This is a genomic window from Pseudomonas sp. Van50, from assembly GCF_055390755.1.
This window is the reverse complement of the sequence record NZ_AP024343.1, coordinates 291891-304521: the sequence shown is the minus strand read 5'-3', so window position 1 is coordinate 304521 and position 12631 is coordinate 291891. Positions and strand designations below refer to the sequence as shown.

At 62.6% G+C, this 12631-nt stretch carries 9 protein-coding genes and 1 pseudogene; 4 read left to right on the top strand and 6 right to left on the bottom strand.

Translation table 11 applies throughout. From position 1 onward, the window contains the following. Positions 1-289 precede the first annotated feature (289 nt). The 3 genes from ACZ5M5_RS01280 to ACZ5M5_RS01270 all read left to right on the top strand — a co-directional run bounded on the left by ACZ5M5_RS01280 (position 290) and on the right by ACZ5M5_RS01270 (position 2971). Entirely contained in the window at positions 290-1072 is a 783-nt protein-coding gene (locus ACZ5M5_RS01280; RefSeq protein ID WP_060743096.1) for a sulfite exporter TauE/SafE family protein, read from the top strand. Positions 1073-1140: 68 nt separating this feature from the next. Next, positions 1141-1950, top strand: a complete 810-nt coding sequence (gene lgt / locus ACZ5M5_RS01275; RefSeq protein ID WP_030140534.1) for a prolipoprotein diacylglyceryl transferase — start codon at positions 1141-1143, stop codon at positions 1948-1950. A 49-nt stretch (positions 1951-1999) separates the two neighbouring features. Continuing rightward, a complete protein-coding gene (locus tag ACZ5M5_RS01270; RefSeq protein WP_192262018.1) occupies positions 2000-2971 on the top strand; it encodes a thymidylate synthase in 972 nt (323 codons plus the stop codon). 148 nt (positions 2972-3119) lie between these two features. On the opposite strand, the gene ACZ5M5_RS01265 is transcribed toward ACZ5M5_RS01270, so the two are convergent. From ACZ5M5_RS01265 to cadR, 3 genes are all read right to left on the bottom strand, one after another. Further along, positions 3120-3956 (bottom strand): IS3 family transposase, encoded by an 837-nt coding sequence (locus ACZ5M5_RS01265; RefSeq protein WP_060738274.1) that lies wholly within the window; start codon positions 3954-3956, stop codon positions 3120-3122. After that, the gene (locus ACZ5M5_RS01260) at positions 3953-4258 is read right to left on the bottom strand and encodes an IS3 family transposase (protein WP_060738273.1); all 306 of its coding nucleotides are present in this window, start codon (positions 4256-4258) and stop codon (positions 3953-3955) included. Before ACZ5M5_RS01260 ends, ACZ5M5_RS01265 begins: the two co-directional genes overlap by 4 nt. Positions 4259-4383: 125 nt before the next feature. Further along, positions 4384-4830 carry a Cd(II)/Pb(II)-responsive transcriptional regulator gene (gene cadR, locus ACZ5M5_RS01255; RefSeq protein WP_003196623.1) on the bottom strand — a complete coding sequence of 149 codons (447 nt, stop codon included), beginning with the start codon at positions 4828-4830 and terminating at the stop codon, positions 4384-4386. 86 nt (positions 4831-4916) lie between these two features. Between cadR and ACZ5M5_RS01250 the strand changes: the two genes are divergently transcribed. Then, entirely contained in the window at positions 4917-7136 is a 2220-nt protein-coding gene (locus tag ACZ5M5_RS01250) for a heavy metal translocating P-type ATPase (RefSeq protein ID WP_464738469.1), read from the top strand. Positions 7137-7377: 241 nt separating this feature from the next. On the opposite strand, the gene ACZ5M5_RS01245 is transcribed toward ACZ5M5_RS01250, so the two are convergent. The 3 genes and pseudogenes from ACZ5M5_RS01245 to ACZ5M5_RS01235 all read right to left on the bottom strand — a co-directional run bounded on the left by ACZ5M5_RS01245 (position 7378) and on the right by ACZ5M5_RS01235 (position 12585). Further along, positions 7378-10425 carry an efflux RND transporter permease subunit gene (locus tag ACZ5M5_RS01245; protein ID WP_464738468.1) on the bottom strand — a complete coding sequence of 1016 codons (3048 nt, stop codon included), beginning with the start codon at positions 10423-10425 and terminating at the stop codon, positions 7378-7380. Continuing rightward, positions 10422-11485 (bottom strand): annotated as a pseudogene (locus ACZ5M5_RS01240) (efflux RND transporter periplasmic adaptor subunit). The gene ACZ5M5_RS01245 and the pseudogene ACZ5M5_RS01240 overlap by 4 nt, the downstream one beginning before the upstream one ends. After that, a complete protein-coding gene (locus ACZ5M5_RS01235; RefSeq protein ID WP_060739709.1) occupies positions 11482-12585 on the bottom strand; it encodes an efflux RND transporter periplasmic adaptor subunit in 1104 nt (367 codons plus the stop codon). Before ACZ5M5_RS01235 ends, ACZ5M5_RS01240 begins: the two are co-directional and overlap by 4 nt. Positions 12586-12631: the final 46 nt, after the last annotated feature.

The following is a 12631-nucleotide window of genomic DNA, read 5'->3' as shown; positions in this document are numbered from 1 at the left end:
CTTGCTCCCGCTGGGCTCTGTAGGAGCTGGCGAAGCCTGCGATCTTTTGACCTTTCGCTTGGGATTCAAGTGTCAGGGGAAAGATCGCAGCCTCGTTGCACTCGACAGCTCCTACACCCAGCGGGAGCAAGCTCCCTCGCCACAACAGCAGTTCGCCACCCAATATCTCCAGGGTTCTCAGCCCACTCTACCCACACATCGCCCCGGCATCCATCGCCTTCAGTGGAGCCTGGGGCCCTGGATCCGTTACCATGCCGCTCTTATTTCGGGGATGGGCGGGGAGAGTCTGGTGGAATTTGTGCTCTATCTGCTGCTTGGCGCCTGCGCGGGGGTGCTGGCCGGGCTGTTCGGCGTGGGGGGCGGGATCATCATCGTCCCGGTGCTGGTGTTCAGTTTCACCCTGCAGGGTTTCGATCCGCAGGTGTTGACGCACCTGGCCGTCGGCACGTCCCTGGCATCGATCATCTTCACCTCGGTCAACGCCGTGCGCGAGCATCAGCGCAAAGGCGCGGTGCGCTGGCCGATTTTCGCCTGGATGACGGTGGGAATCCTGATCGGTGCCGGTTTCGGCGCGATCACCGCCGAAGCGATTTCCGGCCCGCACCTGCAAAAGATCATCGGCGTGTTCGCCCTGATCGTTGCCGTGCAACTGGCCCTGGACGTCAAGCCCAAGGCCAGCCGCACCGTACCGGGCAAGGCCGGGCTGACCGTGGCCGGCACCGTGATCGGCTGGGCCTCGGCGATTTTCGGCATCGGCGGCGGTTCGCTGACCGTGCCGTTCCTGACCTGGCGCAGCGTGCCGATGCAGCAAGCGGTCGCGACGTCATCGGCCTGCGGACTGCCCATCGCCGTGGTCAGTGCTTTGAGTTTCATGATGCTGGGCTGGCACGATCCGCTGCTGCCGGCCCATAGTCTCGGTTTTGTGTATTTGCCGGCGCTGCTGGGCATCGCCCTGACCAGCATGGTCTTCGCCCGTTTCGGCGCGCGGCTGGCCCATCGCCTGTCGCCGCGCTTGCTCAAGCGGCTGTTCGCCGCCTTGCTATTCTGCGTGGGCTTGAGTTTTCTGTTCTGACGCAATCCTGGCTTAATCCCGAGGTGGCAGCGTCGCCCGGGCATTTTTGACGTTTACGAGGAATATCAATGCTGCCTTACCCGCAGATCGATCCGGTGGCCCTGGCCATCGGCCCGCTGAAAATCCACTGGTACGGCCTGATGTACCTGATCGGCATCGGCGGCGCCTGGCTGCTGGCGTCGCGCCGGCTCAACCGCTTCGACCCGACCTGGAACAAGGAAAAGCTCTCCGACCTGGTGTTCTGGTTGTCCATGGGCGTGATCGTCGGCGGACGCCTGGGCTACGTGCTGTTCTACGACCTGAGCGCCTACCTGGCCAACCCGACGCTGATCTTCGAAGTCTGGAAAGGCGGCATGTCGTTCCACGGCGGGTTCATCGGCGTGATGCTGGCGGCGTTGTGGTTCGGCAAGCGCAACAACAAGTCGTTTTTCGAGCTGATGGACTTTGTCGCGCCGATGGTGCCGATCGGCCTGGGCGCCGGACGCATCGGCAACTTCATCAATGCCGAATTGTGGGGCAAGCCGACTGACGTGCCATGGGCGATGATCTTCCCGCCGTTCAGCGACCCGGCGCAATTGCCGCGCCACCCATCGCAGCTGTACCAGTTCGCCCTCGAAGGTGTGGCACTGTTCCTGATCCTCTGGCTGTTCTCGCGCAAGCCGCGGCCAACCATGGCGGTGTCGGGCATGTTCGCGCTGTTCTATGGCATCTTCCGTTTCATCGTTGAATTCGTCCGCGTCCCGGATGCCCAGCTTGGCTACCTGGCGTGGAACTGGCTGACCATGGGCCAGGTGCTGTGCCTGCCGATGATCATCGGTGGCCTGGCGCTGATCTGGCTGGCTTATCGTCGTGCACCGGCTGCGGCGGCCAAGGTTTAAAATTCGAACCCCGGGGCGCTGGCCTCGGGTTCAAGGACACAGGTAACCCATGAAGCAATATCTCGATCTGGTGGCCCACGTCATCAAGAACGGCACCAAGCAAGCCAACCGCACCGGCGTGAACACCATCAGCTTCCCCGGCGCCATGCTGCGCTATGACTTGAAGGACGGCTTCCCGGCCATCACCACCCGCAAGATGGCCTTCAAGTCGGCCATCGGCGAAATGTGTGGTTTTCTCCGGGGCGTGAACAATGCCGCCGAGTTCCGTGCCCTGGGCTGCAAGGTCTGGGACCAGAACGCCAACGAAAACGCCCAGTGGCTGGCCAACCCGTTCCGCCAGGGCGACGACGACCTGGGCGAGATCTACGGCGTGCAATGGCGCAAATGGCCGGCCTACAAGCAGATCCCCCTGAGCAACCCGGCGGCCATCGAGCAGACGCTGGCCCAGGGTTACCGGCAAATCGCCGAAGGCGAAGAAAACGGCCAGGCCTACGTGGTGCTGTACAAGGCCATCGACCAGGTTCGCCAGTGCGTCGACACCATCATCAAGGACCCCGGCAGCCGCCGTATCCTGTTCCACGGCTGGAACTGCGCCCAGCTCGATGAAATGGCCCTGCCGCCGTGCCATCTGCTCTACCAGTTCCACCCGAATGTCGAGACCAGGGAAATCTCCCTGACCCTCTACATCCGCTCCAACGACCTGGGCCTGGGCACGCCGTTCAACCTCACCGAAGGCGCCGCCCTGCTGAGCCTGATCGGTCGCCTGACCGGCTACACGCCGCGCTGGTTCACCTATTTCATCGGCGATGCCCACGTCTACGAAAACCACTTGGACATGCTCAACGAACAGCTCAAGCGTGAGCCGTTCCCAATGCCCAAGCTGGTGATTTCCGAGCGTGTGCCGGAGTTTGCCAAGACCGGTGTGTACCAGCCGGAGTGGCTGGAGTTGGTGGAGCCGGGCGACTTCTCCCTGGAAGGCTACCAGCACCATGCGCCAATGACCGCGCCGATGGCGGTCTAAAAGAATCCCACTATCACCCCTGTGTGGGGGCCTGTGGGAGCAAAGCTTGCTCGCGACGAACGATAACGCGATCTTCTGACGGATCGAGGTGCTTCCATCGCGAGCAAGCTTGAACTGGTCAAGTAATCCCGGACACCGATTACGGTGTTTATGCCGCTTTTTGCTCCATGGCTATTGGCGACAGGTAGTTGTTGTAGCTGTGGAGCCTGGTGCGGTTGTAGTACATGAAGAAACGCACCATGTCCGTTTTTGCCTCCTCGATCAGGCTGTAGCCGTTGCGAGGTACCCACTCTGACTTCAGTGTGCCGAAAAAACGCTCTATTGGAGCGTTGTCCCAGCACTGTCCCCGATGACTCATGCTTTGCACAATGCCGTGGCGGGTCAGTTCTTCTTGAAACTTGCGACTGGTGTACTGACATCCTTGGTCTGAGTGAAACATCAGCCCTGGAGGACACGTTCGTACAGCTGTCGCCATGCGTAGCGCTTTGCTGACTAGGTTGGCCTCATTAACCAGAGAAAAAGCCCAACCAATAACCCTGCGAGCAAACAAATCGATCACGATGGCCAGATGAATCCAGCGTTTACCCACCATCAGGCTGGTAACGTCGCCACACCAAACCTGATCGATTGCAGTCGGTTTGAAGTTGCGTTTGAGCCGATTAGGCGCGACAAATGCCTCCACGCCTTTGGATCTAAATGGATGCGGCTGGCGTTGTTTACTGACAATGTTGGCTTCCCTCATCAGCGCTCTGACCAGGCTTCTTCCCGCTGCAATATTTTGCGATTTCAGGCCCTTGCTGATCATCCTGGAGCCCATGGCTTCGCGACTTTCACTGTGCAGTTCAACGACTTTCAGCCTGAGTTCTTCACGTCTGATCCGCGGCTTGGATCGCCGCTGAATCCACTCATAAAAGCTGCTGCGCTTCACGCCGAAAACACGACACACCACGGCCGTCGGAAATGACTCTCTTAGCTCTGCGATCATCGGAAACGATCGGGATCCGACATCAAGAGAGCGGTAGCCTTTTTTAGGATTTCAGCTTCCATCTCCATGCGCTTGATCTTGGCTTTTAGCTCCTGGATCTGGCGCTGATCGTCAGTAATCGCCTTGGTGCCTTTAACTGGCTGGCCCTCGCGTTCCTTACGAACCTGATCAACCCAGCGCCGTAAAGCGGTGGGTCCGATGTCCAGAGATGCACAAACTTCTGGTACCGGGCAGTTATCATCAAGCACCATGCTGGCAGCATGCAGCTTGAACTCGCGGGTATAGACCTTTCTTTCGTTCATGGAACCTCCAAGTTGGCGAAATCATATCGCCCTTAAGAGGTGTCCGGAATTATTAGGCCAGTTCAGCTTTGCTCCCACAGGCTCGCCCATCGGCGGCTCTGTGTATTGGGATTGGGGGCAAGGACTCAATGCCCATGACTGCGCCCCACATGCGAATGCTCCACCTCCGGCGCCACCGCCCCGCTCACCTCCAGCCGCTGCAAGATCCCGCATTGATCCAGGTCCGGCCCTTCGCCACAGCGATGGCGCAGGTCAATCAGTTGTGTCTGCAGGGCCAGTAGGCCATCGATACGGGCCTTGACGTGCTGGATGTGTTCGTCGATCAGCGCATTGACGCTTTCGCATTGGTCTTGGGGGCTGTCACGCAGGGCCAGCAGGCTGCGGATTTCTTCCAGGGTCATGTCCAGGGTGCGGCAGTTGCGGATGAACGTCAGCCGCTCGGCATGGGCCTGGGTGTAGACGCGGTAATTGCCGTCGCTGCGGGCCGGTTCCGGCAGCAGGCCCTCACGCTCGTAATAGCGGATGGTTTCGACCTGGCAGTCGGTGATTTTCGCCAGTTCTCCGATCTTCATGATGCGGCCTCCGAAATAGGTGCTTGACCCTATAGTGGCTACAGGGTCTTTACTGCGCAACAGGCACTTTTCACGGACGTCACCCGATGAGCGATTCCCTTCACACCCACAAACCCGAGCACGGCCATGACCACGGGCATTCCTGCTGCGCCTCGAAAGCGGCGCCAGCGGTGGTCAACCTCGGCAAAACGCCGACGGACGGTGCGCGGCTGAGCAGTTTCCGCATCGAAGCCATGGACTGCCCCACCGAACAGACACTGATCCAGAACAAGCTCGGCAAGCTCGAAGGCGTGCAGCGACTGGAATTCAACCTGATCAACCGTGTGCTGGGCGTGACTCACGATTTGCCCAGCGACGCGCCGATCATCCAGGCCATCGAGTCCTTAGGGATGCAGGCCGACCCGCTGACCCCGGGCCAGAAATCGCAAACCAACGACCTGCCCGCCCCGGCCAAACCCTGGTGGCCGTTGGCGCTGTCCGGCGTGACGGCCTTGGGCGCCGAGCTGATCCATCTCACCAATGCCGCGCCCAACTGGGTGGTCGCGCTGGTGGCGTTGGTGTCGATCCTCAGCGGTGGCCTGGGTACGTACAAGAAGGGCTGGATCGCCCTGAAGAACCGCAACCTGAACATCAATGCGCTGATGAGCATCGCCGTGACCGGTGCCGTGCTGATCGGCCAATGGCCGGAAGCGGCGATGGTGATGTTCCTGTTCACCGTGGCCGAGCTGATCGAGGCCAAATCCCTGGACCGGGCGCGTAACGCCATCAGTGGCCTGATGCAGATGGCCCCGGAACAGGCCACCGTGCAACAGGCCGATGGCAGCTGGCAGGTGCAAGAGGTCAAGGCCATTGCCCTGGGTGCGCGGGTGCGGGTGCGCCCCGGCGAACGCGTGGGCCTGGACGGTGACGTGGTCGCCGGCCGCTCCACCCTCGACCAGGCACCGATCACCGGCGAAAGCCTGCCGGTGGAGAAAACCGTTGGCGACAAAGTGTTCGCCGGCACCATCAACCAGGCCGGCGAACTGGAATACACCGTGACCGCGGCGGCCGACCAATCCACCCTGGCGCGGATCATCCACGCCGTGGAGCAAGCCCAGGGCTCCCGCGCACCGACCCAGCGTTTCGTCGATCAGTTCTCGAAAATCTACACCCCGGCGGTGTTCGCCCTGGCCTTGGCCGTGGCCGTCATCCCACCGCTGTTCATGGGCGCGGCGTGGTTCGACTGGATCTACCGGGCGCTGGTGCTGCTGGTGGTCGCCTGCCCTTGCGCGCTGGTGATTTCCACGCCCGTGACCATCGTCAGCGGCCTCGCCGCCGCGGCGCGCAAAGGCATCCTGGTCAAGGGCGGCGTGTACCTGGAGGGCGGCTACAAGCTCGACTACCTGGCCTTGGACAAGACCGGCACGATCACCCACGGCAAACCGGTGCAAACCGACTACGTGGCCCTCGACCCGACAGTGCAAAGCACCGCCCCGGCCCTGGCCGCCAGCCTCGCCGCCCGTTCCGACCACCCGGTGTCCCGGGCGATTGCCAATGCGGCGGTGGATAAGCAACTGGCCCCGCAGGTTGTGGATAACTTCGAGGCGCTTGCCGGACGCGGCGTGCGCGGCGACATCGGCGGCCAGACCTATCACTTGGGCAATCACCGCCTGGTAGAAGACCTCGGCCTGTGCTCTCCCGAGCTGGAAGAAAAACTCTTCGCCCTGGAAAAACAAGGCAAGTCGGTGGTGCTGCTGCTCGACGCTACAGGCCCCTTGGCGCTGTTTGCCGTGGCCGACACCGTAAAGGACTCCAGCCGCGAAGCCATCCGGCAATTGCACGACCTGGGCATCAAGACCCTGATGCTCACCGGCGACAACGCCCACACCGCCGAAGCGATTGCCGCGCAGGTGGGCATGGATCAGGCGCGGGGCGACTTGTTGCCGGAAGACAAGCTGCAAGCCATTGAGGCGCTGTATGCCCAGGGTCACCGCGTCGGCATGGTCGGCGACGGCATCAACGACGCCCCGGCCCTGGCCCGCTCGGAAATCGGCTTCGCCATGGCGGCGGCCGGCACCGACACGGCCATCGAGACTGCCGACGTCGCGCTGATGGACGATGATCTGCGCAAGATTCCAGCGTTCATTCGCCTGTCGCGGCAGACGTCCAGCATCCTCAAGCAAAACATTGCCCTGGCGTTGGTGATCAAGGCGATTTTCCTTGGGGTCACCTTCGCCGGGCTTGCCACCATGTGGATGGCGGTGTTTGCCGACATGGGGGTGAGTTTGTTGGTGGTGTTCAATGGGTTGCGGTTGTTGCGCAAGTAAAAGGCCAGGGTGACCGGACTGGCCTCATCGCGAGCAAGCTCGCTCCCACAGTGGTTCTCTTTTGCTCGCAGAATATGTGCTCACTGAGGATCCCTGTGGGAGCGAGCTTGCTCGCGATAGGGCTGCGCAGCAGCCCTTATAGGGCCGCTTCGCGGCCCAGCGGGAGCAAGCTCCCTCGCCACAGAAGCAGTGCATGGCAACTCTCGTCAGCAGTGCATGGCCGTTCTCGTCGCAATGACGGTCAATCGCGCTTGGGCTCGCGGATCTTGTACCAGGCCACATACAGCGCCGGCAGGAACAGCAGCGTCAGCAGGGTGGCGATGATGATCCCGCCGATCATCGCGTAGGCCATCGGCCCCCAGAACACTTCCCGGGCAATCGGGATCATCCCCAGGCTCGCCGCGGCGGCCGTGAGCAGGATCGGCCGGCGCCGGTGTTCGGTGGCCTCCACCACGGCATCCCAGGGCTCGTAGCCGTCACGTTCGTATTCATCGATCTGGGTCACCAGGATCACCGAGTTACGGATGATGATGCCGATCAAGGCCAGGATCCCGAGGATCGCCACGAAGCCCATGGGCGTGCCCGTCGGCACCAGCGCCAGCACCACGCCGATCAACCCGAGGGGCGCGACGCTCGCCACCAGGAACAGTTTCTGCACGCTGTGCAGCTGGATCATCAGGAAGGTCGCCATCAGAAACAGCATCAGCGGCACGACGCTGGCGATCGGCCCTTGGGCCTTGCTGCTTTCTTCCACCGTGCCGCCCGTGGCGACCTTGTAACCCACCGGCAGGCCGGCGGCGAACTTGTCGATGTCCGGTTGCAGTTGCTTGACCAGGTCGGTGGGCTGGATCTCGTCGCGCACCGCGGCCTTGATGGTGATCGTCGGCTTGCGATCACGACGCCACACCAACGGCTGCTCCAGTTCATAGCGCACCGTGGCAAACGCCAGCAGCGGAATCGAGGTGCCACTCGGGGTGACGATCTGCAGGTTCTGCAGGGTTTCCGGCGAACCGCGCTCGGCATCTTCAGCGCGGCCGACCACATCGATCAGGTAGATATCGTCGTTGACCTGGGTCACCGGCGAGCCACTGACGATGCTGTTCATCAGCCTGGCCACATCATCGGAAGACAAGCCCAATTGCCGCGCCTTGTCCTGGGCGATATCAATACGCAGGACCTTGCCCGGCTCGTTCCAGTCGTAAATGATTTCGCCGATGTGCGAGTTCTTGTCCAGCTCGGTGGCCAGCTCGATGGCGTGCTTGCGCACCTGGTCGACGTCCTTGCCGCTGACCCGGTACTGGATCGGCCGGCCCACCGGCGGGCCCATTTCCAGGGCCTGCACGTAGCTGCCAATGCCGACGAAATCCTCGCGCAGACGCTTTTGCAGGCGCTCGGTCAGGGCGTTGCGCGACTCCAGGCCCTTGCTGACGATCACCAGTTGCGCGTAGTAGGGGTTCTGCAATTGCTGGTCCAGCGGCAGGTAGAAGCGAATCGCGCCTTCGCCGATGTAGGTGCTCCAGCGCGCGATGTCCGGGTCACCTTTGAGGGTCGCTTCCAGGCGGTCGACGGCTTTGCGGGTCTCGTCCATCGAGGCGTTTTGCGGCAGGTTGAGGTCCACCAGGATTTCCGGTCGGTCCGAGGAAGGGAAGAACTGGTTCTGCACGAAGCGCATGCAAAACACCGCCAGCACGAACAGCAACACCGTGATGCCAATGGCCCACCAGCGATTGCGCATCGCCCACAGCAGGCCGCCGTTGAACGCCCGGCCGATCCGCCCCGGCTCGGCGCTGTGAGGTTTGACGTTGGTGCTGAGAATATGCACGCCGATCACCGGGGCAAACAGCACCGCGACGATCCACGACACCAGCATCGCCACGGCAATGACCGCGAACAGGGTGAAGGTGTACTCACCGGCGGAACTCGCATTCAGGCCGATGGGCACGAAACCGGCGACAGTCACCAGGGTCCCGGTGAGCATCGGGAACGCCGTCGAGGTATAGGCAAAGGTCGCGGCCTGCTCCTTGCTGTCACCTTTTTCCAGGCGCGTGACCATCATCTCCACGGTGATCATCGCGTCGTCCACCAGCAGGCCGAGGGCGATGATCAACGCGCCGAGGGAAATCCGCTGCATGGTGATGCCGCTGTATTCCATGAACAGGAAGACCATCGCCAGCACCAGTGGGATCGAACAGGCCACCACCAGCCCGGCCCGTACGCCAAGGCTGATGAAGCTGACGACCAGGACGATGATCACCGCCTCGAACAAGGCGCTGGTAAAGCCGCCGACGGCCTCCTCCACCACCTCGGCCTGGTCCGACACGGTGTGCACGCCAACGCCCACCGGCAGGTCGGCGGTCAGTTCGTTCATGCGCGAATGCAGCGCCTTGCCGAAATCCTGGATGTTGCCACCCTTCTTCATCGCGATGGCGAGACCGATGGCCGGCGTGCCGTTGAAGCGGAACATCGGTGTGGCGGGGTCGACATAACCGCGGCTGATGTCGGCGATGTCGGCCAGTCGATAGAACCGGTCATTGAGCCGCAGGTTGACGTTGGCCAGGTCTTTTTCCGACTGGAACTGCCCGGACGTACGCACGGAAATCCGCTCCGGCCCCGCGTCGATCACCCCGGCCGGCGTCACGGCATTCTGCGACTGCAGGCTCTGCACCACCTGCTGCTGATCGATGCCCAGCGCAGCGAGTTTGCGCGTGGAGAAGTTCAGGTACAGCACTTCATCCTGTTCGCCGAGCATTTCCACCTTGCCCAGCCCGGGCACGTCGCGAATCTCGGCGCGCACCTGCTCCACATAGTCGCGCAACTGGCGCATCGACAGACCGTCGCCGGTGAAGGCGTATACCGAACCGTACACGTCACCGAACTCGTCGTTGAAACCCGGGCCTTGCAGCCCCTGGGGGAAGTCGCCACGAATGTCGTCGATCTTCTTGCGTACCTGGTACCAGATCTCGGGGATGTCCTTGGCCCCGGTGGTGTCGAGCAGGTACACGAACACCGTCGATTCGCCCGGACGGGTGTAGCTTTTGACGTAGTCGAGGGAGTCGAGCTCTTCGAGTTTCTTCTCGATGCGGTCGGTGACCTGCTTGAGGGTTTCTTCCTGGGTCGCGCCCGGCCAGCGGGTCTGGATGATCATGGTCTTGATGGTGAACGACGGGTCTTCCTCCCGCCCCAGGTTCATGTACGAGAACACGCCCATCAACAGCGCCACGAACATCAGGTACCAGACGAACGACTGATGCCGCAGGGCCCATTCGGATAAGTTGAAAGGCCCTTTCATCGTGCGTCCTCGTCGAGTTTCACTTTCTGCCCCGGCTTGAGGCTGTTCACGCCGGCGCTGACCACGCGGTCGCCGGCCTTGATGCCGTTGGCCACCAGCACCGCGTCATTGGAGCGTTCGAGAATCCGGACTTCGCGGGGGAGACGGTCTGGTTCTGCGGGTCGATGAGCCAGATGCGCACCTTGCCGTCGATCTCTTGCAGGGCGCTGAGCGGCAGCTCGATGCGCGGTTCGATGGTCGAGCTCAGGGTCACGCTGATGGCCGTGCCCAGGCGAAAACCTGGCGGTGTGTCGGTCAGCGTCAGGCGCGCGCGGCGGGTGCGGGTAGCGCTCTGGGCCTGGGGTTCGATCTCGCGCACGATGGCGCTGGTGTGGATCGTCGGGTCCAATTGCGCCGCGACCTCGAACACCACGTCCGTGGGCAGGCGCTCGACCAGCCCGGCCGGCAGGTCGATCACCGCTTCCTTGACGTCCGGACGGGCCAGGGTCACCACTTGTTGGCCGGCGGTGACCACCTGCCCCGCTTCGGCATTCCAGGCCGTGACGACGGCATCGTGGTCGGTACGCAGCTCGCTGTAGTTGAGCTGGTCGCGGGCCTGCTCCACCGAGGCCCGGGCCTGTTCGAGAGAGGCGCCGGTGGTTTTCAGATCGGTCTGGGCGATGTCCAGTTGCGCCTGGGCCCCAACGCCACGGTCGAACAATTGCTGCTGGCGACGGGCATTGGCCTGGGCATTGATGTACTGCGCCTCGATCCGCGCCAGGTCGCCTTGGGAGGCGCGCAACTGGTTCTGCTGGTCGGTGGGGTCGAGCGTGGCGAGCAAGTCGCCCTTCTTCACTTCAGCACCGACATCGACGTTGCGGCTGGCGATACGTCCTGGCACGCGGAAACCCACGTTGCTCTCGTATCGCGCCTGGATATTCCCGGCAAACCGCCCGAGTGCCTGCTGGTCTAGGGCCCGGACCTCAACGGACAACACCGGGCGCACCGGTTCGGGCGGCGCCTCTTCCTTGGAGCAAGCGGCCAGCAACAGGCCGGCCGAGACCATCCACAAACGCTTCATGGCTGGACTCCCGGCTTGGATTTTCCATAAGTGTCTTCAGCGATCTCGACGCCTACGCCGGGGTGCAGCAATTGCCCGCCCGCAGTGACGATTTTCTCACCGCCCTTGAGGCCGTCGCTGATGATGACCTTGCCGGTCAGGTAGCGGCCGACCGTCACCGTTTGCAGCTGCGCCTTGCCCTCGCCGTCCACCAGCCATACGGCCGGCTCACTGAGGTTCTTGGTCAGGGCCGACCAAGGCAGCTCGAAAGCGGTCTTGCCGGCGGACTTGGCCGTGGCGCTGACCACCGACCCCAGGCGCATGCCTTCGGGCAGATCATTGAGGGTGACCTTGACCTGCACGGTACCGGTCTGGGCAGACACCGCGGGAGTGATTTCGCGTACCGTGCCGGTGGTCTTGATGGCGGGATCATCCAGCAGACTGATGGTGATTGCAGGGTCCGACGGTGGTTCGCTCAACAGCGATTCGTAGACGTTGAACACCGCGTCGCGCTCGCCGTCCCGGGCCAGGCTGAAGATCGGCTCCGTGGCCTGCACCACCTGGCCGACTTCTGCCTGGCGCGCGGTGATGATGCCCGGTGCCTCGGCAATCAGCGCGGTGTAGCTCAATTGCTCACGGGCGTTGGCCAACTGGGCCTGGGCGGCGGCCAGCGCACTCTGGCTGCTGCGCAGTTGAGCCTGGGCCGCATCGTATTCGCTCTGGCTGGTGTAGCCCTTGGGCAGGAGTTTCTGCTGGCGTACGAACGCCGCCGCACTCTGCTTGACCCGCGCCTGCTCGGCGGCCACCTGGGCCTCGGCGGAGTCGACGTTGGTCTGCAGGTCCCGGGGATCGAGCCGGGCCAGCACTTGCCGGGCCGAGACCCGGTCACCGACATCGGCCTTGCGCTCGATGATCTTGCCGCCCACACGAAACGACAGATCGGCCTGCACCCGCGCCTGGACATCGCCGGTCAAGGTCACCGAGGCTGCGTATTCACTGGGCACGGCTTGCTGCACGAAAACCCGTGGCAGGGCTTTTTCTTCGGGCTTCTTATCACCGCACCCCGTCAACAATGCACACACGCCCAAACCAATAACCCATTTGATTCCGGGACCAGTCATGCAGACTCCTTTGCGTTGTACGGACGTACCAGTGACGATACGACTG

Excerpts from the sequence above, each read along its gene's own strand:
- lgt (WP_030140534.1), top strand. The coding sequence starts at position 1,141 with ATGCTGCCTTACCCGCAGATCGATCCGGTGGCCCTGGCCATCGGCCCG.
- ACZ5M5_RS01270 (WP_192262018.1), top strand. The coding sequence starts at position 2,000 with ATGAAGCAATATCTCGATCTGGTGGCCCACGTCATCAAGAACGGCACC.
- ACZ5M5_RS01265 (WP_060738274.1), bottom strand. The coding sequence starts at position 3,956 with ATGATCGCAGAGCTAAGAGAGTCATTTCCGACGGCCGTGGTGTGTCGT.
- ACZ5M5_RS01260 (WP_060738273.1), bottom strand. The coding sequence starts at position 4,258 with ATGAACGAAAGAAAGGTCTATACCCGCGAGTTCAAGCTGCATGCTGCC.
- cadR (WP_003196623.1), bottom strand. The coding sequence starts at position 4,830 with ATGAAGATCGGAGAACTGGCGAAAATCACCGACTGCCAGGTCGAAACC.
- ACZ5M5_RS01250 (WP_464738469.1), top strand. The coding sequence starts at position 4,917 with ATGAGCGATTCCCTTCACACCCACAAACCCGAGCACGGCCATGACCAC.
- ACZ5M5_RS01245 (WP_464738468.1), bottom strand. The coding sequence starts at position 10,425 with ATGAAAGGGCCTTTCAACTTATCCGAATGGGCCCTGCGGCATCAGTCG.
- ACZ5M5_RS01235 (WP_060739709.1), bottom strand. The coding sequence starts at position 12,585 with ATGACTGGTCCCGGAATCAAATGGGTTATTGGTTTGGGCGTGTGTGCA.